Source organism: Haladaptatus sp. CMSO5 (genome assembly GCF_036689885.1).
Lineage (GTDB): Archaea > Halobacteriota > Halobacteria > Halobacteriales > Halococcaceae > QDMS2.
In genome coordinates, this window is the sequence record NZ_JBAHVW010000001.1 from 1,011,529 (window position 1) to 1,038,338 (window position 26,810).

The window sequence follows — 26,810 nt, forward strand, 5'->3', positions numbered from 1 at the left end:
GACGGCGCTACTGTCGAGACTCCTGTTTGTTCGCTTCGGACTTCGCTTCGTACGTGTCTGCAATAATTTCATCTTGCACTTTGCGGCGAAACTCCCACACGCCCGCGCCGAGAACGAGGACGCCGAGTGCAACCCCTTCGACCATGGCTCCGTTGAGCGCGAGATAGCCAAATGCGCCGACTGCGAACACGATTGACAATCCGAGTCCGACCGTGGCAAGCCCGTGTCGTTTCAGCCGACGTTTTCGCATACGGATTCGATGCGAGCGGAAACGTATCAAAGTTCGGTGCTGCGAGCTGTCTCCTGTTAGGTCTCAGTTCGCAGGATTTGACGCCCAATTGATGGAGTCAGGGCACGTCTCTTTCGACATGAACTCGTACGCCGAATCCAGGTCACGGGCTGCTCGACGGAAGGGGGTTTCCGCTCCAGCGTACGGGCCGATAGACGCCGCACTCGGCTTTGCGCTGTTCTATTACCTCGTAGCCCGCGGGGGGCCGACCATCGAAGCGGTCGTGACTGAGCTGTTTGCGACCGTTTCGCCGGCAACCGTTGGCTTTGGACTGGCGGGCTTCCTTTGGTTCGTCTTTGTGGTGACTACCATCGACCAAGTCCGTCGGCAACTCGCCGCCCTCGGCGTTGGCTCAGAACGCGACGTTTCTCGGCAGGCTCGGTCGCGTGGCCCACCCTCCTCGGCGCGGCTGGCTGCCTACCTTGGCCTCATCTTGGTCGGCGGTGGCCTCGCACTTGCGACGTTCGCCAGTGCCATCGACACCGCCATCGCGCTGCTTCCCGCGCTCGCGGCGCTCGACGTCGGCGCATTCGTGTCCGTCGAATTCGTTGTGATGGTCGTCTTCTTCGTCTCCTATAGCGTGGCGACCCATTCGCTCGACCGGTTGCTCATCGGCGGGCTCAGAGCACTCCTGTCCACTCCCGTCTAATTGCCTATCGCGAAGAAAAACGCATCCACCGCGAAAATACATCGAATTTTTTCACAAGTCATCGCGTACGGCACGGCCGTCCGGCTGAAGTAATCGGTCTGCGCTCCTCACTCAGCCGAGGACAATCATGTAGACGACCACGACGATGGCGTACGTCACCGCGAGGCCGACGACGACTTTCATGTGGTACACCCAGAGTTCGTCGTCCTCTGCAGCGAGCGCCTCGTCGTAGGCCGTCTGGTCGGCGGTCGTCCACACGTCTGCGTGGTGTTCTCCGACGTGGAGTGCACGGGTTTGTGCCGAATCGAACGGCTGGTCGCAGTAGCGACAGTACGTTGCGGGTGGGTCTGTGTCCGAGACAACTGTTTCTGGAATGAGTTCGGTCATACGTATGGTGGCGTGGTAAACGGTTGGGTGAGTATCCACAGGCTCGTCATCGTGTAGAAAATCATGACGACAACGAACGGGTACTGACTCCGGATGGGTTTGAGCTTCCCGGGAAAGAGGTCGAACGCGAGGGCGTGGGCGGTCCAGACGGCGAGCAGGTGACCGAACAGCACGAAGCCGAGTTGCACGAGCGAGAACCACGCAGGGAGAATCAACACCAGTACGTCAGCCGGTTGGCTGAACGGTTGGAGTGCGACCGTCTGGAGCGCGGGCGAGAGCGTGATGTAAAAGCCAAGAAAATGGGCGAGGTGGTAGCCCGCTGCAATCGGCAACAGCGCCGGCGCGAACCAGCCCTCGATGAATCGTGGGGTGATGTAGGTTCGCCCCGAGCGCCGTGACCGCCGGGCGGCGAGGCGAAACACCGACAGAAAGAGTGTGAACCCGGCGACGATGGTTCCGAAGTAGACCGCAAGCGGTGGCACACCCACGGCGACGAGTGGGCGGAGGAGGGTCCCCCACAGCGGCGTCGAGATGAAGCCGTCGTAGGTGGTCACCCACAGCAACGCGATGATGAACGCGGTGTCGTCGGCTTCGAGGTTGTCTCCGCGCGCGGCGAGCGCGGCGGTCGGGAGTTTGAACGCCACGCCCGTCTCGGTTCGTTGCAGCGGGGCGATCCGTCCGTAACACCGAAACACTCGCGCGATTGGGTCGACCTGCTCGAACCACGCATCCGGCCCGAACACCACCGCCCCGGTGAGGGTGACCACCGAATAGCCGATGATGACGGCTGCGAGCAGTTGCGGGTCGCTTGCGACTGGACTGATGACTTCGAGCCAGACGAGGCCGAGCAGTGCGACGACACTCGGCCACCCGCCCAGTCGCTCGGGGTAGCTTCGATACCCATTTCGGGGAACAGGCGCCACGAGTGCGCGCCACGGGTTGCACCACTCCCACGTGTTTCCGAAGAGGTAGACGCTCATCGTGTAGCCCGCCCACCAGCCCGCCCACACGAAGAGAATCGCAAAGTTCGACGTTGGTGTCTGCGGGCCGATGAGTCCGGCTGTGACGACCACCACCAAGACGCCGACGCTAAGCCCCTGTACTGTGATGCGAAGCGCCTGCCGAACCGAGGTGGGCGGTGAGAGCAACAGCCGCCAGCCGTTTATCGCGCGAATCGCGGCGTGGTCGGTGAGCAGACTCGTGAACATGAACGACACGCCGACGATGATGCCGCCGGTGAGAATCGTGAGCCACGTCGGCACCGCCACCGGTGTCATCAACCCGCCGAGGCTGCCGACGTGGGCCGCCGCGGGTTGGGCGAGCAGCGTGGCTCCGACTAGCGTGAGTCCCACTCGCAGAAATCGTCGGTTCGCCTGCATTCGTATAAGTCGTATGACTATTCGACGGACGGGGTAATAATCACCGCGGCGTGTGGCTGTTCACCTGCGTGGCGTAGTGAGACGCACGCTCCACCCTATTCAACGGTGTTTGATTCGCGGGTGCCTTGTTCCGCGAGGCGGGCACTGGCTTGCTCGTACGCTTCATCGGTCATCGTCTTCGTGGTGAACGACAGGTCGATAGCCTCGCTCTTGTATCGGTAGGTGCCTTGGCGTTGAATCTCGGCCGCACCGCCGTTGGTGGTCGTCACCTGATGGGTGCCGTGAAACGACGGCGTCTCGACGTGGACTGCCGTGTCGGTGACCTCGACACTGTTTACTGGCTCGTTTCGGAGCACCGCTTTCGCAAGCTCTCTGGCTTGCTCTCGCTCGCCTCGTTCGAATAGGTCCCCAAAACGCTCGGCGAAGTTCATAGACCTCTAGAAGACAGCGTCACGTAAGCCCCTTCCGAACGTGATAGCCTACTGAACTCTGTTTGTAGGCCGTCGTGAAACGGTCGTAACCGAGACGGCGAGTGTGATTGGGTGGTGGTTCCCCTCTCGCGGTGCCCTCACTGTTCGTGGTCTAGCATTGGTCGTTCCGTAGCAGGTATCGGAAGTTCGATGACGAACACGGCACCCTGGGGTGTGTTGTCTTCAATCCAGACGCTGCCACCGTACGACTCGACCATTGAATCGACGAAGTAGAGGCCAAAACCGGAGTTCGTTTCTGTGGTGTGCCCTGACGTTCCGCGTCGGAATACCGCATCTTTCTGTTCGTCAGGAATGCCACAACCGTTGTCAGCGATGCGAATCGAGGCTTGTTGTGCCTGTTTCTCCGCTGTCACCGTGATATGGAGTCCGTCCGTCTCGTTGTGAGCGACGGCATTCGTGATGATGTTCCCGAACACATCACCGAGCAATTCGTTTGCTTGCACCGTGAGGTCTGCTGGAACGTCCGTTTCGAACTGCACCGCTGGATAGGTGTTCCCGACGCGCTCGATTTCCTTTTGGAGCGTCGTAGAGAGGTTAACCGCTTCGAAGGCTGCGCCTTTGTCGCCGGTGAGCGTATTCAACACCGTCCGAACCCGCTGGACGATGTCGATGATGTCGTCGCTCCAGCCCACAATCGTCTTTGCGAACCGTAACTGCTCTTCGGTGAGTTGCTCTGTGAGGAACTCGCCTCGACTTCGAATCACCATCATCCCGTTTAACACGTCGTGGCGCAGAATCGAGTTGAAAAACTCCATCTGCTCTTTTTGTTGTTGCAGTGTCCGTTCGCGGTCTGCTCGTTCGAGCGCGGCGAGGGTGTTGGCGACGAGGAGTTTCGACAGCGTGATATCCGTCTCATCGAACGCGCCGTCGTCGAGCGAGCCGATGTTCATCACGCCGTACTCGCCGAGTGGCAAGTTGAGCTCACTGCGCACCTTCGTTTCTGGATTGAACCGCTTCGTCGCCTCGCTCACGTCGTCGAAATGTATGAGTTCGCCGTCCTCATACGCTTGCCACACAATGCTGTTACCCGGTTCGCACACGGGTAGCTCGTCGAACATCGATTCGGCTTCCTTGCTATATGCAACTGGTTCGAGACGCGGTCGGTCGTCTGTCTTGAACCAGATACCCGACACTGGCAACCCTAGTGCGTTCTGTGCGGTTTCGACTGCTATCTGACAGATTTTGACAGGGTCCGTCTCCAGCATCATGTCGCGGGTCGATTCGTGCAGCAGTCGGATTCCGCGTTCGCGCTTTTCGCGTTCGGTCACGTCCATGGCGACGCCGAGGACGCTCGTGACCTCTCCATCTTCGCTGTCCCAGAGCGGCTGATACCAGACCTGATAGGTCTGTCCCCAGAGGTCGAGTGTGCAATCAACGAACTCGCCATTGAGGCTCTGTTCTGCTGCTTGTAGAACCGCTGGTGAGTTGCTGACAGCCTCTTCGAGCTGCAGTCCCACCATCTGATTCTGTTCCACCCCAACGTGTTCGAGCGCGCTTCCCACTTGGAGGGTGATTGTTCGCTCTTTATCGAAGGCGAACAGGATGACTGGCATGTTTTCTAAGATCGTACTGAGTCGCTGCTCGCGGCTCACGAGCTTTTGCTCTCGGTCGAGTTTTTCGATTGCCGTTTGTGCACTTGACCCGAGAATCTCCGCGAGAAGGCGGTCGGATGCAGAAATGCCATCCGATTTTTGCGTTCTGATGCTGAACATGCCGTACTCACCGAGTGGAACCATCAACACAGCCCCAAGGGGAATGTCCTCGTTTTGTCGGTTTTCGAGTGATTCGTACTGTGGCACGTAGGCCGACGTTCCTCGTTTGAACTGTTCTACTTCAGCCGACCCCGATTCGAGGGTGGGGAATTCGTCCACCCCTTTTTGTTGCATGAAGGCATGCGCGCCGTCGCTCACGGTATGTGGAACGAGTCGGTCGTTTGCGGCGTCGTACGTCCACACGACTGCGAGTGGGTAGCCGAGAATGTCGTTCGCCGTTGTAACCATCTGCTTTGCAATCGATTCGACCGATTCTGCCGTGAGGAACGCATGGGTAACGTTGTGCAGTGCTTCGAGTTTGGTTTCGTGTTCGACGCGGTCTGAGATATCTCGAACGATGCAGACGAGGCCGCCATCTGACCGCACTGAGAGCGTGATATCCTGTGGGAACTCACTGCCATCCTTTCGTACCCCGACGAGTTCTCCGCGCCACGACCCCTCTGTGGCGAGTTCCGGCATAACGTCCCGTTCGATACGGTTCGCTTCGGCTTCTGTGTAGCACATATGCCACGTCTCGCCGATGAACGTCTCGGGGTCGTCGTAGCCGTACACCTCCGCATGTGCGTGATTCATCGTCTCGTACTCGCCGTCTTGGTTGAGCACCGCGATTCCGTCTCTCGCGGCAGCAATCGCTTGCTGTGAGCGTGTCGCCTCCTGCAGTCGTTCGTTCCCCCGCCCATCGTACAGTCCGATGACAGAGCCGACGATTGCGCCGACTGTCGCGCTTCTCGAAGCTTCGTTGAGTGTTTGGCCAACGGTTTCAGTTCTGAGGATGTGAATAGCCATCTCCCACACCCCGAGTGCGCCGATGAGAATCATGCCAGCAACGCTCCATTTAACGATTGGTTGCATCCGGGTTGGAGAGAGGGGGCGGCGACCCAGCCTGATACCGTACGCGGTGAGTCCAACGGCGAGCACGAGTGGCACAATTGACTCAAGGGTAACCGTGAGTGAGGAACTCGAACTGGCCCAATAGGCGACGATGTTGAACAAAACGAGAAGACCGCCAAGAACTGCAACCGTCCAGTCACGCCAGAAACCAAGAGTGCCCGTAGTCATGTTCGATATTGTGAATGCAAACGATAACAATCTTTCTCACCAATTCCACTGGAATTTTCGACCGAATGGAGTTTCTCTTGGCCATTCGAACTCCGCTCACCTCACTGACGACACGTACGCACATTCAACCTACTGACAATTGTGGTGCTCGGTACAGTTGTGGAGTAACTCCCGCTGATAACTACTAGAAAAGTGAAACTCGACGCTGGTATGTTCAGTCCGCCGGATGCCCGGATACGTGCCCACACCCCCACGAGGTGTCGTCTAACACGATTTCTCCGTCACAATCTGGACAGTGGTACGTTTCGACATTCGACTGTTGTGTAGTTGCCATAAGTGAACGCAACCAATCGGGACGTTATAGTTCTTGTCGTGATAATGATGGTATTGTAATAGGGTGATATTCACACGTATTATTATACTCTGTCGCGTGTGGAAACTAAATTCCTGCATCTACGGGCTACCATATCGCAACGAGCAAATCGTGGGCGGACGCCCGAAAATGTCCGTTCCGTGAAATCAACTTTGGCTCACTCAGATTTTCGCACGACCTCAAAGGGGCGCATCATCTCGTGGTCTTCGTGTTCGAGGACGTGACAGTGCCACGGATATTGGCCGACGAAATCCCCGAATTTCACGAGGATTCGAACCGTCTCACCGGGATTCACTCGAACGACGTCTTTGCCAACTCGTTCGTTCGGCGCAGGTTCGTCCGTTCCGTCAGGCCCGCGTCCGAGAACATCGAAGTGAACCAGGTGGAGATGGAGCGGGTGGGTGTGCATGGTCTTGTTTTCGACGTTCCAGATCTCGGTCGTCCCAAGGTGTGGTTTGATAGTGGTTTCGTCGTTGAATCGTCGGTTGTTCAGCAAGTGAAGCGGACGACCAAACTCGTCTTGGGTCATGGTCATCGTCATGTGGCGCGTTTTTCGCGCAGCCTTCTCGTTTGGTCGCGGAACCGTTGGCAGGTCGAGTGTGGTCGGGTCTGCACTCTCGTCTGCCACCTTGCCGTTTGACTCTGCGACTCGAATCTGCATCAACTCGGGAAGGGGCGTTCCCGATTCCATGTGGCCATCGTGGTCACCGTGTTCGTCGAGGCCAGTAAACGGGAATGGGGCGTCGTTCCTGAGTGTGATCGTCTCGCCTGCGTGTGCTGAGAAATCAACGATAACGTCGCCGCGCTCGAAGGGAGCGAGCAACAGCGAGTGCAGGTCACCGTCCGGCCCGATGGGGACGACCCGGTCGAGGAAGCCGTGACCGGCGGCAAACTGGTGCATCGTCGGGACGTCCGCGCCGTCGTCGTTTTCGAGGTGGAGGTTGTACGTCCGGCCGTTCGAGGTGTTCACGAATCGGAGGCGATAGCGACGCGGTTCGACTTCCATATACGGCCACACTGCACCGTTGATTACGGCCGTATCGCCAGCGACGTTCGGTTCGAACGAGTCCGGATAGGAGAGTGATCCGTCTTCGTTGAACGTCCGATCGTGGAGCATGAGCGGAACGTCGTACTCGCCACTCGGCAGGTTGAGGCGCTCTTCTGCCTGACTGGTGATGAAGTAGAAGCCGACCAAGCCGGCATAGTTGTTCAACCGACTAATGCCTCGCGTGTGGTCGTGATACGACGTCGTCATCCTCGATTGCCGATTCGGAAACTCGTGGACGTGCTTGGCGAATCGAGGTCCGGTACTTCCATCGGGCGAGGTCCACATGTCCGCCTGACCGTCGCTCTCCGGTTCGACGTTGAGGCCGTGTACGTGCGTTACCGTTCGCACCTCTGGAACGAGACCGTCGAAGCCGGGATAATCCTCGGGCTTCGTTCCCGCAATTCGCTCGTCGACAGACAGGAGGTGGGCTTCCGGGAGCGAACTATTGTCGAACCGAATGTTGAGCCGCTCGTTTCGCCGTGCGTTGATAATCGGCCCGGGGTATTGCCCGTCAAATCCCCACAGCGTCGTTTTCGGGAGGTCGGGGTGCAGCCGCTCCGTAAACTCCACGATCGGGATCTCGTAGTATTTCGCTCCATTTCGTCGTCCATCGGGCGTTCGTTCAGTCGGAATCGGTAGCGGTTGGACGTACTTTTCGAGTTCTGGTGACGTGCCTGCGGTGGTAGCTGCGCTCGTTCCAGCGAACAGCGCGGGGAGTGTGAGGGCACTTCCTGCCGCCTTCAACACGGTTCGTCGAGTGGGGTCGGAGGACATCCTTCAGGGTCGGGCTTCGATTGTTGCCTTATTACTGTTTCTGGCCCAACTCTAGAATCACACGATTTGAGCTTCGCCGCCCTCCACTGGAAGTGTTGACGTAGTACCGAACCCTGCGTCAACGTTGGTTCATGACCATTTCAGAGACCGGGTTTACCCCGGTCTATCTGGGCTCTTACCTCTACAAACGGTAGCTCAGCCTTGGAATGCTTTGACCGTCGAATAGACACACGACCAAACCACCCCCTTTTTGTAATAACTTCAATTAAGTAACACAATGACAAGCACAACTGAATACGCGATTTTTGCAGCACTCGGTGTCGTGTTGCTCGTCTTCCTCGGATTCCTCATTCTCATTGGCCCACTGGGGTGGCTCACTGCTGCGTTCCTCCTTTTCGGCGTGTACGTCCTCGCAAAGTGGAGTGGGTTGCTGGAACGGCACCACCGCTCCCCACCATCGACGAAGGTGAACTGTCCCGGCTGTGGCGCTCGAACCACCCATACTGTGGATACGTGTTCGTACTGCGGCGACCCCCTCGCACAAGCCTAGGCGACTGTTCTCCCACAACCGAGACTCGCGGTTACCCTCACTACCGTCACGTCAAACGTCTCGAACTGGCGAGTGGGCTGCGTCCATCCGCGCGAATTGTCCCAGCACAAAATGGTATTGAATTGATAAATGGTGGCACGCTGGTCTTGCTAACCCCCGATTTCGCTACCCAACTCTCCAAGTGCAGGCCGAATCAGAGATGCGTGGAACTCGTGGCTCGACGTAGTTTGCAGGGCAACGTCCGCTGGAAGTGACACATGTGAATCAGTCAACAGTTTCGCCAGCCAAACTGCTTCGCTGAGGAGAGATGCTGGCAACCCTCCGAATCGAGTGAAATGACCAGAACCCCCATCATACAACGGGATTTCACTCGAACGAGGCACCTCTACTAGAATTATCATATATTTTTACCACCTCACAAACTACATTTTTCCTTACTATTTCGCTTAGGGGTCGAATTATCAGAAAAGCCGCCAGTTGAAGCGTCCATATTTGGCGAAAAATCCACTCCATAAGTGCTTTGTGGTGTCGGGGGTTGTGTCTGTGTGGTCGGTATCTCACACGGAACCTACTATCAGAAAAGTTGTATTGTGCTGTTGGCTGATGTTACGGGGCCAATGGCTGTCCATCATCTCCGCAGACTCGCAGTTCGAAAGCAGCGACCCTACGGGCTAAGATAACAATGCGCGACACGACTCCCTCGACAGACTCGAACCACAACTCAAACACCTCCTCCAAACTCGGACGACGGTCTTTTCTGGGTGCACTTGGGGCAACCGCGGCGGGCGCGTCGCTCCTCACGTCAGGCACAGCGGCTGCATCGCACGTCGAAGACCGGTACGACCGCATCATCGACATCGTCGACGACGCCGGTGCGGACAACTCCGGCGACGAGTCCATCACGCCGATTTTAGAGCAGTATGCAGCAGACGACACGCTACTCAAGTTCCCACCGGGCCGGTACTTCATGGACTCACAGTTCCGGTTTACGGGCTTCGAAAACTTTGGGATGGTTGGCGACGACGCCACGCTCGTCCCCGCAAACTACCACAACTTCGACGGGCCACAGTATCGGCTCTTCAGACTCGGTGTTGACTACGACCCCGGCGTCGACCTGCGCGTCCAAGGGTTCGCGGTCGACCTTCGGGCCGACGATACGGGCATCCGCGTCATCGAAGCAGAAGTCACGGATGGACTGTTTGTCGATGACATCACGGTCGTCGGCCGCCACGACAGTGGAACGTTCGGCCCAGGACTATTCAATATCCTCTCAGCAGACGGAAAAGGGATGGTCAAGCGTTTTCGCGCGAACGACGGTGGCGCGTTCTCCGAGAACGCACCGGGCGACATCTGGCGCGGCCCATCTGGGCTGATGACCTCGAAAAGTCACGTAGGACAACTTGAGTTCAAGGATTGCGAACTCACCGATTGGCCGGACAACGGGCTCTACACGCCTTCAGAAGGCCGCGTCATCGTAAACGGCGGCCGCTTCGCAAACAGTGAGGCTGCGAGCATTCGAATGAGTGGTCACGACTGTCTCATCACCGGTGCAGAGGTCGTCGTTGACCAGCAACACGACGAAAACCAGAACCAGCGCGGCATCCGCCTCGATGGAGGGTCTGACCTACGGGTGGACGACACCACGATTCGACTGGAGAAGCCGAACGGCCACGCGCTCACCGTCATGGACGACGTCGAGAGCGCATGGTTGAGCCGTCTTGACGTGCACGTTGGTGACGAAGTCAATCACGGCATCGTTGTCCAATCCAATGCTGGTTCGACGAAAATCACCCGCTCTGATATCGAGATTCAGCGCGGCGGCAACGCCATCCAAATCAACGGTTCGGACGCAGGCGCGGTCATCTGCAAGCACCTGGATATCACTGGCGACGCAGAAGGGTACGTGTGGCCGACTGCGATTCGCAGTACCCGAAACAACTGTGTATTCCATAACGTCAACTACAATCAGACGGGCGATCGCGGCCGGAAGGCGATGTGGCTGGACGGCGTTGGCTCGCGCGTCTCTGGTGGTCAGCAGACGACCGCTGCCTACCCGTTCGTCGTGAAGGGGTCCGACCTCCTCATTGAGAACCTGAACGCCCAGTCGGTAGATGGCTATGAGGCAATCCAACTGAGCGATCAGAGTTCGGACGTGACGATTCGAAACAGCGACATCGAACGCGGTGTCGAAGACAATGGCTGTGCGGGCCTTGAGATGTACGGCAACGATACGAGCTAACGTCGAAGGCGACGGCCCGAGCTGTGTTTCGCTCTCAGGTGGCTACGCCTCTCCTGGCTGTAGCTTCGACGGTGACCGTGTGAGCAGCGCGCACTCAGCTCCCCACTCACCGCAAAACTCAATTGTCAGCCCTTTCTCCGGGATTCGCACCCGATTGTGAAACTAACTGGACTGAGACGGCTCTGTTCGCTCACCCCTGCGATTTCCCGCTTCGGTTATCTCGGCTATTCGTCACCATACAACAGATGGAGGACGCTCCCGGACGCTTGCTTCGAGGCAGGGACATTGTAGTTCCGAGTGCTGGTATGTCTCGCCGGTTCTGACGCCCTGTTGGCCAACGGTAGTTTTGCCAAGCTACTTGGGCGAGCGGAGTCGTTAATCTATATGTGTTTTTTCACAGCTATTGAGCCCCGGTTCGTTCTTCCGGGGCAGGTGACCGTCGGAGAGGGTTGGTCGTGAACCCGAGCCGCGTCGACTCCATCGTCGACTTGACCTACGGGCTGTTAATCGCGGTTTCGGTTGGGTTGATCGTCGTCGCCGGAACTTCCATCGGGCTCGCGTTCGGGTTCGGGGTGCTGGTCTCTTATGTCCTCCACGTGGTCTGGAAGATGGCTCGTTTCGACCCGAACTGGATGACGACGGCCGTAAAGGAGACCGTCGAGAAAACGGTCAACGAGACAGTGGAGAAGACGGTTGACGAAAAGGTGGGCGAGACGGTCGAAAAGACCGTTGGCGAGACCGTAGAGAAGACCGTTGGCGAGACCGTAGAGAAGACCGTTGGCGAGACCGTCGAGAAGACGGTTGACGAGAAGGTTGGCGAAACGGTTGAAAAGACCGTTGGGGAAACCGTCGAGAAGGCAGTCGGTGAGACCGTAGAGAAAACGGTTGGAGAAACCGTTGAGAAGACGGTTGACGAGAAGGTCGGCGAAACAGTGGAGAAAACGGTTGGCGAGACCGTCGAGAAGACGGTCGACGAGAAGGTCGGCGAAACAGTGGAGAAAACGGTTGCAGAGACGGTGGAGAAGACGGTTGACGAGAAGGTTGGTGAGACGGTCGAAAAGACGGTTGGGGAAACCGTCGAGAAGGCAGTCGGTGAGACAGTGGAGAAGACCGTTGGAGAAACCGTCGAGAAAACGGTTGGGGAAACCGTTGAGAAGACGGTCGACGAGAAGGTCGACGAGAAGGTCGACGAGAAGGTCGACGAGAAGGTCGGCGAAACAGTGGAGAAAACCTTGGAAGAACAACTGGCGGCCAAGAAGGCAGAGGACGAGACAACCGAGGACGACGAGACAGAGGACCGATGATTAGCGTCCTCCTCGTCACTGGTGTTCTTGTCTCGATGTTCGTCGCCTACAACATCGGTGGGTCGACCACGGGCCCGGCGTTCGGGCCAGCGGTCGGTGCCGATGCCATCTCGAAGCCCGCTGCCGCGGGGCTGATGGGCGTGTTCTTCTTCATTGGTGCGTGGACGCTCGGCCGGAACGTCGTGGCGAAACTCGGCACTGAACTGGTCGTCGATACCGGTATCTTCACGCCCGAATCCTCCATCATGGTTCTCTTTTTCATCGGGATTGCACTGTTGGTCGGGAACGTCTTCGGCGTGCCAGCATCGACCTCGATGACTGCGGTGGGTGCAATCGCCGGCCTCGGACTGGCCGGTGGCGTGTTGAATCTTGCCGTGATGGGCCAGATCGTCATCTGGTGGGTCGTCTCCCCTATCATCGGGTTTTGGGTCTCGTTGATCATCGGTCGGTACTTCTACGCCCGGCTGAACGGGATGGTCGCAATGGAGCGCAGCACGGGGCCCCTGTTCGACATCGACCGGTCGGGCCGTATCCCCATCCCGCGGGTCCACCGGACGACCAACCGCCGAGAGCTGGGCGGGACGTTCACCGTCGTCGCAATCGGCTGTCTGATGGCCTTCTCCTCGGGAACCTCGAACATCGCCAACGCCGTCGCACCGCTGGTCGGCAGTGGCGAACTGGCGATGAACCCGGCCATCATCTTCGGTGGTATCGCCGTCACCATCGGGGCGTTCACCATCGCTCGACGAACCTTAGAGACGATGGGCAGTGACATCACGGAACTCCCCCTTACTGCGGCCATCGTTGTCGCGTCGGTTTCCTCAACGCTGGTCGTCTTCCTCTCGGCGCTCGGCATCCCCGCGAGCTTCGTCATCATCGCAACGATGTCTATCGTTGGGTTGGGCTGGGGGCGGGCAACCCGACCGATGACCGCCTCTGAGATAGTCGTCAGCGACGGCGGGCCACCTGTCACGGTCGACGCGCTGGCTGCCGACGAGGAGGGCGAAACGCTTCCCCCCATCGGCGCGGAGAGCCCCGAGGACATCCCCCGCCCAGGGGCGCTGTTCAACCCGGTGACGACAGCTCGAGTCGTCCTGATGCAGAACGTTGTGCCGGCCATCGCGACGGTTGGTTCCTATCTCATGTTCCGCTTTGTCCCGATATTCGGGTTCTGAGCCGCCCAAACCCTACCCGAGCTATCAAGCGAGAACCGCAGTGCGGGGGCAACGCCAGCCAAAGCAACGGCTCAGACGCAAACGCGGCCATCTCTATGCATCAAAACCAGAGTCTGGCCGTGACGATTGGAACCAGCGCTATCGCACGCGGTATCGAAGGCACCGAGCCGACCTGAAGATAGCGGGCAACGATACGGGCCACCCTCGAACACACTCAAAAGTGGTGTGCTGACGGGCTACTCACCGGCTGCAGCTGGCAGCGTGAGCTTCACGATAGATCCAGTCGGGTCGTTCGCGTTGATTGAGACACTGCCACCCAGCTTGGTCACCAGCCAATTGACCATCCACAGCCCCAGTCCTTGCCCGTGCAACAACGGTTCTTCGACGCCTCGTCTGAGCACTTCTCGCTCCATCATCGGAATTCCGGGGCCATCGTCTGCGATGCAGATACAAATTCGGTTGTCCTGGGCCTCCGAGATACGAACCTCGACCCGTGACGTCTCATCAGTCGTATGCACGAGCGCGTTCTCGAGCAGTTCTCTGAGCGCCATCTCGAGTGCTCGTTCGTTACCGCGCACTCCATCTGCCGTGGCCTCGACGGTAATCGACGCCGCTGGATACTGCTTTCTGTACGTCGCGACGAGGTCGTTCACGATTGGAGTCACCTTCACGTAGTCCGTTGATGAGCCACGTTGCAGGGTACGACTCACTCGACGGGCGTCCTCCGACATTTCGAGCAGCTGTTCTGCATGCGTGTGTATCTCTGCGAGCGATTCTTGTGCGTCTTCGAGTGAGAACGATGCCGTCTCTGTGAGCTGTTTCTCGAGTGGTTCCAGCGCGTTGAGGTCGTCTTTTAGCATCTCTGCATAGCCCATCATGACACCGAGTGAATTTCTGATATTGTGCCTGAGAACGCGGTTCAGCACCATGAGGCGTTGATTTTTGATTTTTTGGTCGGTGATATCCCGAATCACACCCCGCACTACTTCGTTCCCCCCACGAGGTCTCATCTCCCCTTTGGTATGCACCCAGCGCTCACGACCTGTTTCAGTGATCAACCGCACTTCAATACTGTACGGTTCACCATCCTCTAGACACCGCTGTACCGATTTTTCAAGGAGTTCTCTATCTTCTGGATGGTAGAACTCGATAGCCTCCTCGAGCACCGGTTCGTACTCGGGCTCGACCTCGTGTATCCGTTTGGTTCCCGCCGTCCATCGAAGGTCGTCCGTCTCGGGCTCCAGCTCCCACCCACCGATATCGAAGATAATCTCTGTCTCACCGATGTAATCGCCGAGGCGTTCGAATTCCTCGTATCGACGCTTTCGTTCTGAAACGTCTTGGCCAACCCCAGCCAACCGCTGTGGCTCATTCTTCGAATCGAATTCGACGATTCCCTGAGCCGCAATCCAGCGCTCCGCGTCACGGGCTAAGCGAAACTCCGTGCTGTACGCGCCCGTCCCTTGGATCGCCTGCTCGAAATCCTGTACAACCGCTTGCTGGTCTGCTGGATGTACTTGACGCATGAAGTCTTCGACCTCCGTAACCGGTGAAAAGATGTCCTGTGACGGTGGATAGACCTCAATTTCATCCTCAGGGATGTTCCAGTCCCACACGACGGTTTCCGTGGCGTTGAGTGCGTATTCAACGACCGAGCCTCCCTCGATTTGGTTATTCGATTGCTCGGTCGACTCACGAGTCATAGTTCATGATTGTCATTGAAACTGTATTAATTTGGCCGCCTAATTGAATTGGTTCGGGGAAGAGATTCTCTACTCATCTCGGGTTCCGAAGCAGTCACTCGACAGGAATTCTCGGAAGCAGCACAGTCACCCTCTCTGTTGCAAAAGGGCGAGTGGAGATACTCTTAGAGGAGGAAGAGGATAACCCGCATCTCCAAGCGACCGCACGTGCGCACAACCGCATTGAAGCGATCATCTCCGATGTTCTCGTCCTTGCACGACTGGGGGAAGTCGTTCACGACTCATCGATGATCTCGCTCGATGTCGCGGTTCGTGATTCGTGGCAGATGGTTTCCCACGAGAGGGCTGAACTGGTTCTCGATGGGGCACTCGGCAACCTTCTTGCCGATTTCGAACGGCTCTGTGCGCTCTTAGAAAACCTGTTCAGGAACGCGATTGAACACGGCGGCGAGGAAACAGTGGTCACCGTTGGCCTGCTCGATGGGGGACGAGGGTTTTACGTTGCAGACGATGGCCACGGCATTGCTGCAGAGGAGCGAGCGCAAATTTTTGAGTACGGGTACACTACAGCCACAACCGGTACTGGATTCGGTCTTCCCATCGTGAAATTGATCGCTGAAGCGCATGGCTGGCAGGTTCGCGTCACGGACTCCGAGACCGGCGGTGCTCGATTCGAAATTCTCACCTCCCCAGCCATAGACGGAGCGTAGGTGAAGCTCACTTCTCCCTCGTTCAATTTCCGAATCCAAGGTGGCGACACTGGACTCCTCTCTATTCAGTTGCTACACCACAATCGTCACGTCGGTCACCCCACGCGCCGTCGTCACCGTCACGTCGAAGGCGACGGCCACAAGGTGCGTCTCGCCCGCACGCTCTTGGACGACCACGCCACGAGTCGCTTCACACGAGCCGAACTGGCGATTCGGACCGCCCGGGCAGTTCGTCGCTGCCCACGACGCTGCGACCGTTTGATTCGTCGAAATTTCGTAGGCGGTGCCTTTTTCTATCCGCGAAGTTTCGAGCGTGTCGATGGTAGGACTGAGTCGGCCGTGGATGGTTTCGACCGCGGCTTCCCGCGAATCCCAGTCGTAGCGTTGGGGAATGTCCTCGCTTGCGGTCGCAACCGCTCGCGAAAGGACGTGTTCTGCGTTTTCGGTCGGGGCGTCGTAGTCGTTGCTCGCCGCCACATCGGGATGATACCCGAGCTGGAGATAGGCGAACACGACGGGGACAAGTGCGACGGCGAGGAGTGCCGCCGCGGCGAGCACCATCTGCCCGCGTCGCCTCATGCGTACCACACCCACATCGTAACGTCGCCGTTTGCCGTCGCCACGGTCGCTTCCCCGACGGCCACGCCTGCCGGTTTCCGATATCCGACCGCACCGTATGGCGTATCCACTCGATACATCAAGTTGTCAGGAAGGATGCGGTCGACACGCCGTTCAAGCGCGTTGCGCTCGCGGTCGAACGACTGGGCCGAGGCCACGATTTCTGCGAGTCGAGTGGTGCCCTGATGGCGGGGGGATTCGCTCGCGAGTACGGTCGTTGCATCTTCTGCGTAGAGGTCAAGTTGTGTCTCACGCGCCGCTGGCTGGGGCAAGTTGAGCGCAAAGCCCATCGTGACGGCGAGGACGAGCACCACACCGATACCGGCTTCGACCGCCGACAGGGACAACTGTCCGCGGGCGGGCTCACGCATCGACGGTCACCACCAATTGTGCCTTCGTGGTTTGGGTTGGATACGAGGTCACGGTAACGCTCCCCGGCGGGAGCTGACGGGTTGCTTCAAACTGGAGTGTCGTCGTCTCGAACCGAGAGGTGGCGACGGTCATCGTCCCAGTCAACCCAGTCTCATTTGCGAGTACGACCCGGTCGTTGACCCGGACTGCAGTGACGTTCGCCGCAGGCGGTGGCGTCACTTGGAGGGTTACCTCGTCAGTTCGACGCGGGAGCGTCACCTGATTCGACTGGGATAACGCTGGTGTGACGGTCACCGACTGAGTTTGCTCTACAAGCACAATCCGTCGAATCGTCGTTCCACCAGTCGGATCGCCCCGTTCGACTATCGTCTCGCCATCCAGTTTGATTCGTATATTGTGGCCCTGTGCCACGGGGAATGCCTCGTGTAGCAACTCGGGTGTCAGTGCGTCGCTGCTCGTTCGATTCACCACGTTCTCGCGGGTCGTGAGCATCGAGTCATCGTCTATGAGGCGCTCCGAGAGCGAGACGGCGAGCCGTCGTTCGGTGGCGTCACGGTCTGCACTGGCAAACGCGCCGTCTGCGAGCGTGAAACTGAGTCCGGCAGTCGCGGTCAGCGCGACGAGTGCAACGGCGAGTGCGGGCAGATTCGCCTGCCCTCTCCGAGTCATGGCTCTCCCTCCGTCAATCGAACACGAAGGCCGCCGGACGCGTCTTCGGCGACGATGGCCGTCTCGTCCGTGCTTCGCCACGTACCGGAGACCGACACGACGCGGTCAGGCAGTGCGAGCCGGGCGCGTCCGCCGATTGCGTCGTTCGGATGTACCAAGACGAGTGACTCGTTTTCGGCTCGAATCTCGTACTGTTCGCCGCGAATCGTCTGTGGAATCGAGACGGTCTGGCGATGATGCACGGTTGTTGCAGCCGGTGGAATCGACTGCTCTACGCGCTGGGTCGTGCTTGCGAGGACGCGCTCGCCCACCTCTTGTCCGGCCGCGGTTCGATAGTCGGGCACGGCGCCAGCATAGAGCGTGGTCGTAAGCAAGCCAATGTAGAGCGCCACCAATCCGACTTCGAACACCTTGCCCACGACGGGCGTCACCGCTCGGTTATCCATCGTCCACCTCAAGGCGCATATCGTGGACGATGAGATAGGCGGTTCTTCGACCCGGGAACGTTGCGACGACGCTCTCCGTACCATCGCCGTCGAAATCGGTTCGTGACACAGTTGCGTTCTGTTCGGTGAAATACCGCTCCCATGCGCCAGGCGTGGCCGTCTCAATTGCGACGCGGTAGGTTCCGTTTCCGAGCGCGGTTCGATTGTGTGAAACGGTCGTTTCGACGGTGACACGCGCCCCACCGCTCGCACCAATCGAGCGGGCAGACCCGTTCAATGTCGGCGCGCCCACAACGAGCACACCCCCGTTTTCAGACGCCGTGAGTGGCGGCGGCCGGTAGAGATTCGCGTTCCCCGGATTGCCTTGAACGATGGCTCCAGCGAGGAACGTGACCTGCTTTTCCTCCGTTTCGAAGACGAGCGCATCGACGGGAACCTGCGCGATGACGCCCGATTCGTTCAGTACGCGCAACTCTCTGGCCGCTGGCCCGAGCGTCCCGTCGCTGAACGACAGGTGGCCACGATGTGCCCCAGTGGTCTCTATCGGCCGAAGCGAATCATCCATCTCGGCTGCGACGCGGGTTGCGTCGGCGTGTGCGGCGTTGCCGTCGATGACCGCACCGATGCTCGCCGTGAGGATTCCGAGTGAGACGACGGTGATGCCGAGTAAGAGCGCAACGCCGACGACGGCCGATTGTCCGCGATCGTCGCGGCTCATATCATCTGCGCTCCTGCGAACACGAAATAACATATTGCGACGAGTGCGCCCGACTGCAACAGCGCATCGTAGAAATCTCGGTTGGCGGTGCCCGCGAACCAGCCGGAGGCGAGCATCGTCGCCTGCGTCACGATGTAAAAGCGACGGCGGTCGCGCGCCGGTTGCACCGCGTTCGGGTCGAGTGCGATACCATGAGTTCCGGAAACAGAGGACAACTGGGCGAAGCCATCGAGGACGTAGCCGTTCACCGCGACCATGATACCGATGACGAGGAGCGCCGTCGTCCAGCCAACTGCGACATAAACCATGAGTGCTGAGCGGAGCGCGAGTTTCTCACTGTAGAGTCGACCAATCTCTGTCTGCAACGTCTCGAAGACGTCTTCGGTGTCGCTGCCAACGCCGAGCGCGCCCGCGACGAGGCCGATAGTCTGGTCTGCAAGCGGCGTGCCCACTCGCTCAACGAATCGGTCGAGGGCCGCTCGTTGCAGGTCGCCTTCCTGTGATTCTTCTGCCGCACTCATTCCACGGGTAGTGAGGTTGATGTTGAACGCGAGGTCTTCTACGTCGGCTTGCAGTGCGCCGAGGTCTAAGTCTCTGCTCACGCGGTCGATTGCTTTTGGAAACGGTCTGCCAAGCCCGACGTGACCGGATACGGCGTGGATGAAGTCCTTAATCTCTCGGTCTTTGGCGTCGTCCAGCCGGGCTCTTCGAAACGCCACACCACCGACCGGGAGGCTGTAGGCGACGTATCCGAGGAGGACGACGTTTTCTGGCGCGTAGCCGAGCGACCAGAGGCCACCGGTGACCGCGAGTGCGACAGGCAGCCAGACGAGCGCCGCACTTGTCGGATTGCTCGTCGCTGTTTTGAAAAGGGAAAGAACGGTTGTGGGGCGGTCGTACGTCGTCGATTGGCCGGGTGGACGGATGCTGTCCACTAACACGGCGGCCCCTGCGCCCACGACGAGGACGAAGGCCGCACTTCCGTAGATGAACAACGCACGCGGTGACACCGGCCCGAGTGGTGTGTTCATTGGCTGTGAGAATCCTGGTGCAAGCACGCTCATCACGGTGAGGATGATGACGAACAGCGCAGGGATGACGAGCAGAACGATGAACATCTCTGCGAGGAGTTCGAGAAAGCCACTCGCACGCTCACGCGCCCGCGCCTGTCGGTGTGAGAGCATCCGACTCTCCAAGCGAAGATAGCCTTGGAGGGCATCCGTCCCCTGTGCTGCGTGTTCGCGGAATTTGACCAAGAACGGCGAGAGCAGGTCACGCGAGGGCGTGTCTCGCGCAACCATCGCCAGTCCCTCGTCGAGACTGCCGGTGAGCGACGCCTTGTTCAGCGCCTTCCGGAACGCGACCGAGGTTTCGCCGTAGGCGTCTTGATTGGCCACTTTGTGGAGCATCATCCGTCCGCCATCGCTTCCCGAGGAGAGGGCGCGCAGATATCTGACCGCGCCCGGAAGCGTCTGTTCGATGTTCGTCCTGCGAGCACTCGCTGCCCAGTGGAGGTAGAGCCCGCCAAGAACCACAGTCGACCGTTTCCCAAGTCCACCAACGAGCAGCCCAACGCCGAGGGCGATGTACTGGCGCGGAATCGCTGGCACAGTAACGCGATTGAGTACCGGAAGGCCCTGGTGGACGAAGCTCCCGATACTGGTGAGCAGCGAGTCAGGAACCGTGAGCAACACGACGCTTGCCCAGAGTACGAGCGCGCCAAACACGACCCACGACAGGCCGTACACACGGGCGAGGTACACGTCGAAGCTCGTCCGGAGGTCGGTTCCGCGGTAGCGTTTTCGGTCGCGCTCGTGTCGGGCGTGGTCTGCGTGTCGGGAAAACAGGGCGTACAGCCCGCGGTCGAACACCGAGAGCGACCGTCCACGCGGTTCATCAGTCGCGACCGCCATCGATGTGCACCTCCTGTGGTTGTTGGCGACGGACGACCCGTTCTACGGTCGCGGCCTCGTTCGTCCGAAGGTTTGCGAGGAACGAGAACAACTCGTCCATGTCGGTCAGGTTCTCTTGGACGAGATACTTGACGTAGCGGTGTTTACGGTGGAACTCGTCTTCGACCGCACGCACGGGACGGTCGGTGCGTTCGGCAAGGGAAGCGAACGCATCCAGTGCAATGTCGCGCGTGTCGTCACCCAACTGTGGGTGGGTGTAGTTAAACCCAAACTCGCCGTTGTGGTCGCGCCACGCGACGGTGTTCCAGTAGATGGTCGTGCCATCCTTTTCGATTGTGCCACACCGGTCGTGGTCGAGCGTAGCGTACGTTTCCACATCGACAAACTCGATGACCGACGAGACGTAGCGCTCCCCGTCAACGTTTCGCGGGAACACGACGAGGTCGATTTCTTGGAGCAAGTACGCCGGAATTCCGCGTTCAATGATGCGGTTTACGAGCTTGTGGACGTCCTCTGCGTGGAGCGTCCCGAGCAGGCCGTGGCCGGTGTTCATCGACTCGGCGAAGGTTTTGAAACTCGCGGGTGTGTTGATTTCTGCGATGACCTCTACGTCCGGGTTCAAGTAGTTGCACTCGGTCATGAGGTCGGCCATCGTCACGCGCTTGAACTCGTTTTCGTGGTCGCGCGTGGTGAGCGAGACGCCCGTTTCGTGGGGCAGATGCACCTCACGTGACCCTTCGTCGATGCTGATTGGGCGGTCGCGGTACGGGATGAACGGCATGTGCGCGTTCATCAGCGTCGTCTTCCCCACCCCGGTTGGCCCCGAAAAGAGTACGACGCCGCGATGTTCGTACAGCATCCAGAGGAGGGTGACGAGTTCGGTCGAGAGGCTGTTGCCGGAGACGAGATCAACGGGCGTGAGCGTGTCTGGTGCCTGTTTTCGAATCGAGATGTGTGGACCGTCCTCGGAGATGGTCGGGAGTGCGACTGCACAGCGAATCGTCTCGTCGTCAAGGCCCGCTGGCTGTAGGTTCACCTTCGCACTCGGCGTGCTGGCGTTGAGTTCGGTTCCGTCTGCTGCAGCTAATTGTGTAACTACGTTCACGAAACTCCGTTCTGAGGTGAACGTGAGATTTGCAGGCATTCGCCCGGTGTGGTCGCCAAGCCCGCGGGGAACCACCTTGATGCGCTCGCCAACGCGATTGGCTTCGATGTCTTCGAGCATCGGGTCGCGGATGGGGATGGTTAGTTTTCCGTAGCCGACGTAATCGCGCATAACGTAGTAGACGAGGTCAGAGAGCCGGTCTGCGGCGTAGCGCTCATCGACGGGTGGCACCGCAAACCCATACTCTGCAAGCGCAGACTGCATCCGATAGCGCGTCGCATCGAGCCACGCACGGGTGTTTCGCGCTGTCAGCCGACGCGAGAGAAAGGTTCGCGCCCGGTCGGAAACGAATCCGACGCGATCTTCGACCACACCATCGACGTTCGCTTCCCAGATGCGCTCTTTACACTCGTCGATGAGTTGCTCATCACCCGGGAGCAGGTCGGGTTCGATTACCGCGTACTTCGTGGTAAAGGGGTCGTTCCCGAGGACGTGCTCTTTGTAAATGACGACGGGCACCTCGAAGTCGTGAAATGTGACAGTGTGCTGGCCAAGGCGCTCGCTCGCAAACCGCGAGAGGTAGTCGGGATTCGGTGGCAGGTCGGTCGTCGCCGGTGCGAAATCTGTCGTGTGAACGAGCAGCCCGTCGTCAGCCGCATCCGCGACTTCGATGTGTTCGTCGAGTGCGAAGGCGGTGAGATCAGAAAGACACCGCACCTGACACAGCGCGTGGTAGCTCACCCGACGCCGACCCGCAGGAGAGAGGTCGGTCAGCCGGTCGATGGCTCGCTCGTACTTCGGCTCGAATCCCGCCGCAAGCCGTTCGCGCGCCCCTTCTCGGGTGAGTGGTCGTTTGAGACGTGCCCCCTCGAAGTAGTCCTGAATCGTCTCGAACGCAATCAGCTCAGTTGCTGACAAAACCGGCTCTCGAATCGAGTAGTGAAATCCGTCCCGTTGCTCCGTAATTGTCGCAACAACATCGTCAGAAAGGGTGTACTGTGCTCTGGTTTTAGGCGCATACCATGCATCGGAATCGTCCGGCGGACACGGCGGTGGCACTGAAAAGAGATCCGCAGGCGAACATTCTGCGTCTACAGACATGTTCTGAAATAGAATATGTTTGTAACTTAAATTTTCGCAAATTTAGATAAATAAATTGGCGGGTCTGAGTGGGTGACGAGACGGAGGTAACGCCCTTGCTCACGGAAAGTTGGCTTGTTCGTAGTCAGATGCACAGAAAAGAGGACGGCCCGAGACAGTGGCCGCCGTTCAGTTGTTCAGCCTCTGCTGGCGAAGATGCGACCGTGCTTCGCTTTTGCTCGGGAAGCCACCGGCCAGCCCAAGCAATACGGCACCGAGGACACACCACGCGAGGATGATTGCCCACTCGTAGACACCAAGTTCAGATGGCGACCCAGGCATGTAGAGGCCGATGAAGAAGACGGTCAACGCGAGGGCGAGTGCGCCGATTGCGTAGCCGCCGGGGAGCTTGAACGGCCGTTCCATCGCGGGGTCGCGGTAGCGCAGGACGAGGAACGAGATGACGACGAGGAACCACGCGGTGACCAGTCCGAGGCCGCCCGCATTGACAATCCAAATGAGCATCTGCTCGCCGAACAGCGGGGCGAGTGCGGCCAGCCCGCCGACGAGGACGATTGCGGTCGAGGGCGTGTTGTGTTTCGGGTGGAGCGTGGCGAGTGAGTCGGGGAGCATCTCGGAGTTTGCGAGAGCGTAAATCGCGCGGCTCGCGCCGAGGACGAATCCGTTCCAACTCGTGAGGATGCCAGCGAGTCCGGCGAGCGCCATGATGCGGCCGATGGTCTGGCTGTTGAACGCGATTTCCATCGCCTTGGCTGCGGGAAGGGCGCTGTCTACGAGCACCGCACCGGAGGCGACGTGTCCGGCGGCCCAGATGACGGCGATGTAGAACGTGGCGGCACAGACGACCGAGATGCCGATGAGGCTCCCGAGGAGCTTTGGCGAGATGTTCGCTTCGCCTGCCGCCTGGGGAATCACGTCGAAGCCGACGAACATGAACGGCGTCATGATGGCGACGGTGAACACGCCGCCGATGCCCGCGCCAGCAAACGGTGGGTCTGCGGGCGAGGTGCCGTTAAAGAGCGCGCCTGCGAGGAGCGTCGCGCCGGCGAGCGTGATGACGAGCGCGAGGATGGCCTGGAACTGCGCGGCGGGGCGAACGCCACGGTAGTTCAGGTAGGTGATGACGACAGAACCGATGACGCCGGTGGCGACCCACGAGGCGTAGACGGGATTTCCGGCGACGGTCCACAGCTCAAAGACGTTGAAGCCGGGGACGATGTAGGCGAGTGCGCTCGGGAGCGCGATTGCTTCGAAGGCGACGACGCTCACGTAGCCGAAGATGAGCGCCCACGTACACACGAACGAGCCAATCGGCCCGAGCGCCTTGAGGCTGTAGCTGTGTTCGCCGCCGACAAACGGCATCGCGGAGGCGAGTTCGCCGTAGATGAGCGAGACGACGCTCACCATGAACCCGCCGAGGATGAACGCCGCGATTGCGCCGGAGACCCCACTCTGGTCGATGAAGTAGCCGGTCTGTACGATCCAACCCCACCCAATCATTGCGCCAAACGCGAGCACGAAAATGTCGCGCTTCGAAAGGACGCGGGAGAGTTCCCCTGCCATGGTACTGTGTCTCGAAGATAAGTTGAATCGCCCTATTTATGTTTTTCTATCCATTTTGAATGCGTGAAAATAAATGAGGATTTCACTGCCATTTCACGACTGGAGTGCCGTGTATTTCCCCGCTGTGTAGTGAGCGACCTGCGCCGAAGACGGAAAGAATTACACGACATCTCCGTCATTGAGTGTTAATGACTCGCATTCTCTCGGGTGCAGACGTTCGAGGCCTTCTTGATATTGAAGACGTCCTCGCCGTCGTCGAAGACGCCTTACGCAAACAGGGTCGTGGCGAGGTCGAACGGCCGGAGCGCCCGCACTTTCCAGTTGGGCAAAAACTTGATGCAAGCCACCCAGACGAACCGCTCGGAACGGGACTCGTCATGCCTGCGTACATCCACGGCAGCGAGTATTTCGCCACGAAACTCGTGAGCGTCCACCCCGAGAACAAGCGTCGTGGGTTGCCGACGATACACGCCCAAATCGCGGTCAATGCGGCGGAAACCGGGCTTCCGGTCGCGTATATGGATGGCTCAGTCATCACGGCCGCGCGGACGAGTTGCATCGGCGGACTGGCCGCACGGGAGCTCTGTGAAGAACCGATTTCGCTTGCCGTCATCGGCGCTGGAACGCAGTCGCGCTGGCAGATTCGCGCGGTGACGACCGCAACAGCGGTCGAATCTGTGACGCTGTACGACCACAACGAGACGATGCTTGCGGAGGCGGTTCGAGAACTCACGGCGGAACTCAACGTGCCTATCGAGACGGCCGAATCGCCCGAAGATGCCGTCTCGGATGCGACGCTGGTTATCACCGCGACGACGAGTAAAGAGCCGGTGTTCTCGGGTGCCCACCTCGCACCGGGAACGACCGTCGTCGGAATCGGCGCGTACACCGCCGAGATGCAGGAAATCGACGCGAAAACAATCGAAGGGGCGAGCACGGTGTTTGCGGACGTCCCAGAAGAGGTGGCCGAGATTGGCGACATTCTAGAGAGCGCTCTCACTGAAGACGACCTCATTCCCTTCTCGGACCTGCTCACTGGCGAGGCGAAGCGAGCGTCGCCCGAGGACGTCATCGTCGTCGAAAGCGTCGGGTCTGCGGTGATGGACGCGGCGGTGGCCGGGCATATCTACGACCGAGCAGTGGACGAAAACGTCGGCAGCGAACTGTCGCTGTGATACAGCCGCCGACGCTCACCTAAAAATTGCACACAATTTCTAAAACCATCTATTTTTTGACCACTGTCCAACTATTGGGCAGATAGTAGGGGTTTAATTTTGTGTGGGTGGTTCACTGGTGTATGTCAGAGGACTTCCCATTGCCGGACAACCTCCCAGTACCGGAAGACGATGGTGCGGCCGTCCATCTCCGCGGGATGGAGCTGCCTGAGCTGTCACTCCCAGCAACCGACGGCACCACCGTTTCTCTCCACGACCTCCCACCGCGAACGGTCATCTATGTCTATCCACTCACGGGGCGACCGGACACGGACGTGATTCCAACGGGCTGGGAAGCTGTGCCGGGTGCCCGTGGCTGTACGCCCGAGTCGCTCGGCTTTCGCAGTCAGTACGAGGCCCTCCGAGAGGGTGGGGTCGGTGAGGTGTACGGACTGTCTACACAGACGAGTGAGTACCAACGCGAGGCCCGCGACCGGCTTGACCTTCCCTTTGAGCTGCTCAGCGATGCCGAGTGGGAAGTGGCGACGGCACTCGAGTTACCGACGTTCACCATCGAGGGGGCCGACTATCTGAAGCGGTTGACGCTGGTCGTCTCAGACGGGAGAATCGAACACGTCTTTTATCCAATTTTCCCTCCCGACGAGCACGCAGGCAACGTTCTGGCCTGGGTGAGCAACGACTCCCAGTAACGACCTAGTCAGACCGTGGGCTCTAGATTAATGGTGGCGTGGCATGTCACCACATACATGAGCGAAAACGGCGTGGTCGTTCGCATCTTCACCGCCCCCGATACGGGCGACGAGATGGTCGAACACGAGTCGGTGAACGCGGTCGAAGACCGTGGCATCGAGGGTGACCGCTATTTCAAGGGCAAGGGAATCTGGAACGAGTGGGAAGACAATCCGAACAACGAGGCGAGCGACATCACCTTCATTGAACTGGAGGCCATCGAAGCCGTCCGCGAGGATTACGACATCGACCTCGCCCTCGGGGATGCGCGCCGGAACGTCGTGACGCGCGACGTGGCGCTCAACCATCTCGTCGGCAAACGGTTTCAGGTCGGTGACGCCGTCTGCGAGGGGCTGAATCTCTGTGAGCCCTGTGGGTACATGCAGGGGCTCGTTGGAAAGGGAAAAGTTGCAGATGCGCTGAAACATCGCGGCGGCCTCGATGCACGAGTCATCGAGTCTGGACGAATCGAACGTGACGACGCGATTATTCTCTAATT

24 protein-coding genes are annotated in these 26,810 nt (G+C 59.1%); 9 read left to right on the forward strand and 15 right to left on the reverse strand.

What is annotated here, in order from left to right:
- Positions 1-7: 7 nt before the first annotated feature.
- On the reverse strand, positions 8-250 hold the full coding sequence (locus V5N12_RS05385; RefSeq protein ID WP_332898125.1) for a hypothetical protein: 243 nt from the start codon (positions 248-250) through the stop codon (positions 8-10).
- A 118-nt stretch (positions 251-368) separates the two neighbouring features.
- Here V5N12_RS05385 and V5N12_RS05390 point away from each other — a divergent pair, with 118 nt between their 5' ends.
- Complete coding sequence (locus V5N12_RS05390; protein ID WP_332898126.1) at positions 369-938, forward strand: hypothetical protein; 570 nt, start codon at positions 369-371, stop codon at positions 936-938.
- Between the two features lie 111 nt (positions 939-1,049).
- Here V5N12_RS05390 and V5N12_RS05395 read toward each other — a convergent pair whose 3' ends face one another.
- The 5 genes from V5N12_RS05395 to V5N12_RS05415 form a co-directional block, all read right to left on the reverse strand.
- Entirely contained in the window at positions 1,050-1,325 is a 276-nt protein-coding gene (locus V5N12_RS05395; protein WP_332898127.1) for a DUF7410 domain-containing protein, read from the reverse strand.
- On the reverse strand, positions 1,322-2,677 hold the full coding sequence (locus V5N12_RS05400) for a hypothetical protein (RefSeq protein ID WP_332898128.1): 1,356 nt from the start codon (positions 2,675-2,677) through the stop codon (positions 1,322-1,324). The genes V5N12_RS05395 and V5N12_RS05400 overlap by 4 nt, the downstream gene beginning before the upstream one ends.
- 122 nt (positions 2,678-2,799) lie before the next feature.
- Positions 2,800-3,135 (reverse strand): hypothetical protein, encoded by a 336-nt coding sequence (locus tag V5N12_RS05405; protein WP_332898129.1) that lies wholly within the window; start codon positions 3,133-3,135, stop codon positions 2,800-2,802.
- Between the two features lie 137 nt (positions 3,136-3,272).
- Positions 3,273-6,026, reverse strand: a complete 2,754-nt coding sequence (locus tag V5N12_RS05410) for a GAF domain-containing protein (protein WP_332898130.1) — start codon at positions 6,024-6,026, stop codon at positions 3,273-3,275.
- Between the two features lie 530 nt (positions 6,027-6,556).
- Entirely contained in the window at positions 6,557-8,221 is a 1,665-nt protein-coding gene (locus V5N12_RS05415; RefSeq protein WP_332898131.1) for a multicopper oxidase family protein, read from the reverse strand.
- Between the two features lie 277 nt (positions 8,222-8,498).
- Between V5N12_RS05415 and V5N12_RS05420 the strand changes: the two genes are divergently transcribed.
- From V5N12_RS05420 to V5N12_RS05435, 4 genes are all read left to right on the forward strand, one after another.
- Positions 8,499-8,771: a DUF2614 family zinc ribbon-containing protein gene (locus V5N12_RS05420; RefSeq protein ID WP_332898132.1), complete on the forward strand. Its 273-nt coding sequence runs from the start codon at positions 8,499-8,501 to the stop codon at positions 8,769-8,771.
- A 682-nt stretch (positions 8,772-9,453) separates the two neighbouring features.
- Positions 9,454-11,010, forward strand: a complete 1,557-nt coding sequence (locus tag V5N12_RS05425) for a right-handed parallel beta-helix repeat-containing protein (protein ID WP_332898133.1) — start codon at positions 9,454-9,456, stop codon at positions 11,008-11,010.
- 455 nt (positions 11,011-11,465) lie between these two features.
- Positions 11,466-12,314: a hypothetical protein gene (locus V5N12_RS05430; RefSeq protein ID WP_332898134.1), complete on the forward strand. Its 849-nt coding sequence runs from the start codon at positions 11,466-11,468 to the stop codon at positions 12,312-12,314.
- The gene (locus tag V5N12_RS05435) at positions 12,311-13,489 is read left to right on the forward strand and encodes an inorganic phosphate transporter (RefSeq protein ID WP_332898135.1); all 1,179 of its coding nucleotides are present in this window, start codon (positions 12,311-12,313) and stop codon (positions 13,487-13,489) included. Before V5N12_RS05430 ends, V5N12_RS05435 begins: the two co-directional genes overlap by 4 nt.
- Before the next feature lie 236 nt (positions 13,490-13,725).
- Here V5N12_RS05435 and V5N12_RS05440 read toward each other — a convergent pair whose 3' ends face one another.
- Entirely contained in the window at positions 13,726-15,192 is a 1,467-nt protein-coding gene (locus V5N12_RS05440) for a sensor histidine kinase (RefSeq protein ID WP_332898136.1), read from the reverse strand.
- 152 nt (positions 15,193-15,344) lie between these two features.
- Between V5N12_RS05440 and V5N12_RS05445 the strand changes: the two genes are divergently transcribed.
- Positions 15,345-15,902 (forward strand): sensor histidine kinase, encoded by a 558-nt coding sequence (locus tag V5N12_RS05445; protein WP_332898137.1) that lies wholly within the window; start codon positions 15,345-15,347, stop codon positions 15,900-15,902.
- Positions 15,903-15,974: 72 nt separating this feature from the next.
- Here V5N12_RS05445 and V5N12_RS05450 read toward each other — a convergent pair whose 3' ends face one another.
- From V5N12_RS05450 to V5N12_RS05485, 8 genes are all read right to left on the reverse strand, one after another.
- A complete protein-coding gene (locus V5N12_RS05450; protein WP_332898138.1) occupies positions 15,975-16,481 on the reverse strand; it encodes a DUF7261 family protein in 507 nt (168 codons plus the stop codon).
- Positions 16,478-16,891 carry a DUF7262 family protein gene (locus V5N12_RS05455; protein WP_332898139.1) on the reverse strand — a complete coding sequence of 138 codons (414 nt, stop codon included), beginning with the start codon at positions 16,889-16,891 and terminating at the stop codon, positions 16,478-16,480. Before V5N12_RS05455 ends, V5N12_RS05450 begins: the two co-directional genes overlap by 4 nt.
- A complete protein-coding gene (locus V5N12_RS05460; protein ID WP_332898140.1) occupies positions 16,884-17,561 on the reverse strand; it encodes a DUF7263 family protein in 678 nt (225 codons plus the stop codon). The genes V5N12_RS05455 and V5N12_RS05460 overlap by 8 nt, the downstream gene beginning before the upstream one ends.
- Positions 17,558-18,007, reverse strand: coding sequence for a DUF7266 family protein (locus V5N12_RS05465; protein ID WP_332898141.1), 450 nt, complete (start codon positions 18,005-18,007; stop codon positions 17,558-17,560). The genes V5N12_RS05460 and V5N12_RS05465 overlap by 4 nt, the downstream gene beginning before the upstream one ends.
- Positions 18,000-18,725, reverse strand: a complete 726-nt coding sequence (locus tag V5N12_RS05470; protein WP_332898142.1) for a DUF7289 family protein — start codon at positions 18,723-18,725, stop codon at positions 18,000-18,002. Before V5N12_RS05470 ends, V5N12_RS05465 begins: the two co-directional genes overlap by 8 nt.
- Complete coding sequence (locus V5N12_RS05475; protein WP_332898143.1) at positions 18,722-20,638, reverse strand: type II secretion system F family protein; 1,917 nt, start codon at positions 20,636-20,638, stop codon at positions 18,722-18,724. The genes V5N12_RS05470 and V5N12_RS05475 overlap by 4 nt, the downstream gene beginning before the upstream one ends.
- A complete protein-coding gene (locus tag V5N12_RS05480; protein ID WP_332898144.1) occupies positions 20,622-22,844 on the reverse strand; it encodes a type II/IV secretion system ATPase subunit in 2,223 nt (740 codons plus the stop codon). Before V5N12_RS05480 ends, V5N12_RS05475 begins: the two co-directional genes overlap by 17 nt.
- Positions 22,845-23,012: 168 nt before the next feature.
- Positions 23,013-24,407, reverse strand: coding sequence for an APC family permease (locus tag V5N12_RS05485; protein ID WP_332898145.1), 1,395 nt, complete (start codon positions 24,405-24,407; stop codon positions 23,013-23,015).
- Between the two features lie 188 nt (positions 24,408-24,595).
- Between V5N12_RS05485 and V5N12_RS05490 the strand changes: the two genes are divergently transcribed.
- The 3 genes from V5N12_RS05490 to V5N12_RS05500 all read left to right on the forward strand — a co-directional run bounded on the left by V5N12_RS05490 (position 24,596) and on the right by V5N12_RS05500 (position 26,808).
- Positions 24,596-25,582, forward strand: a complete 987-nt coding sequence (locus tag V5N12_RS05490) for an ornithine cyclodeaminase family protein (protein WP_332898146.1) — start codon at positions 24,596-24,598, stop codon at positions 25,580-25,582.
- 122 nt (positions 25,583-25,704) lie between these two features.
- Positions 25,705-26,271: a peroxiredoxin gene (locus V5N12_RS05495; protein WP_332898147.1), complete on the forward strand. Its 567-nt coding sequence runs from the start codon at positions 25,705-25,707 to the stop codon at positions 26,269-26,271.
- 57 nt (positions 26,272-26,328) lie between these two features.
- On the forward strand, positions 26,329-26,808 hold the full coding sequence (locus V5N12_RS05500) for an MOSC domain-containing protein (RefSeq protein WP_332898148.1): 480 nt from the start codon (positions 26,329-26,331) through the stop codon (positions 26,806-26,808).
- The last annotated feature ends 2 nt before the right edge of the window (positions 26,809-26,810 follow it).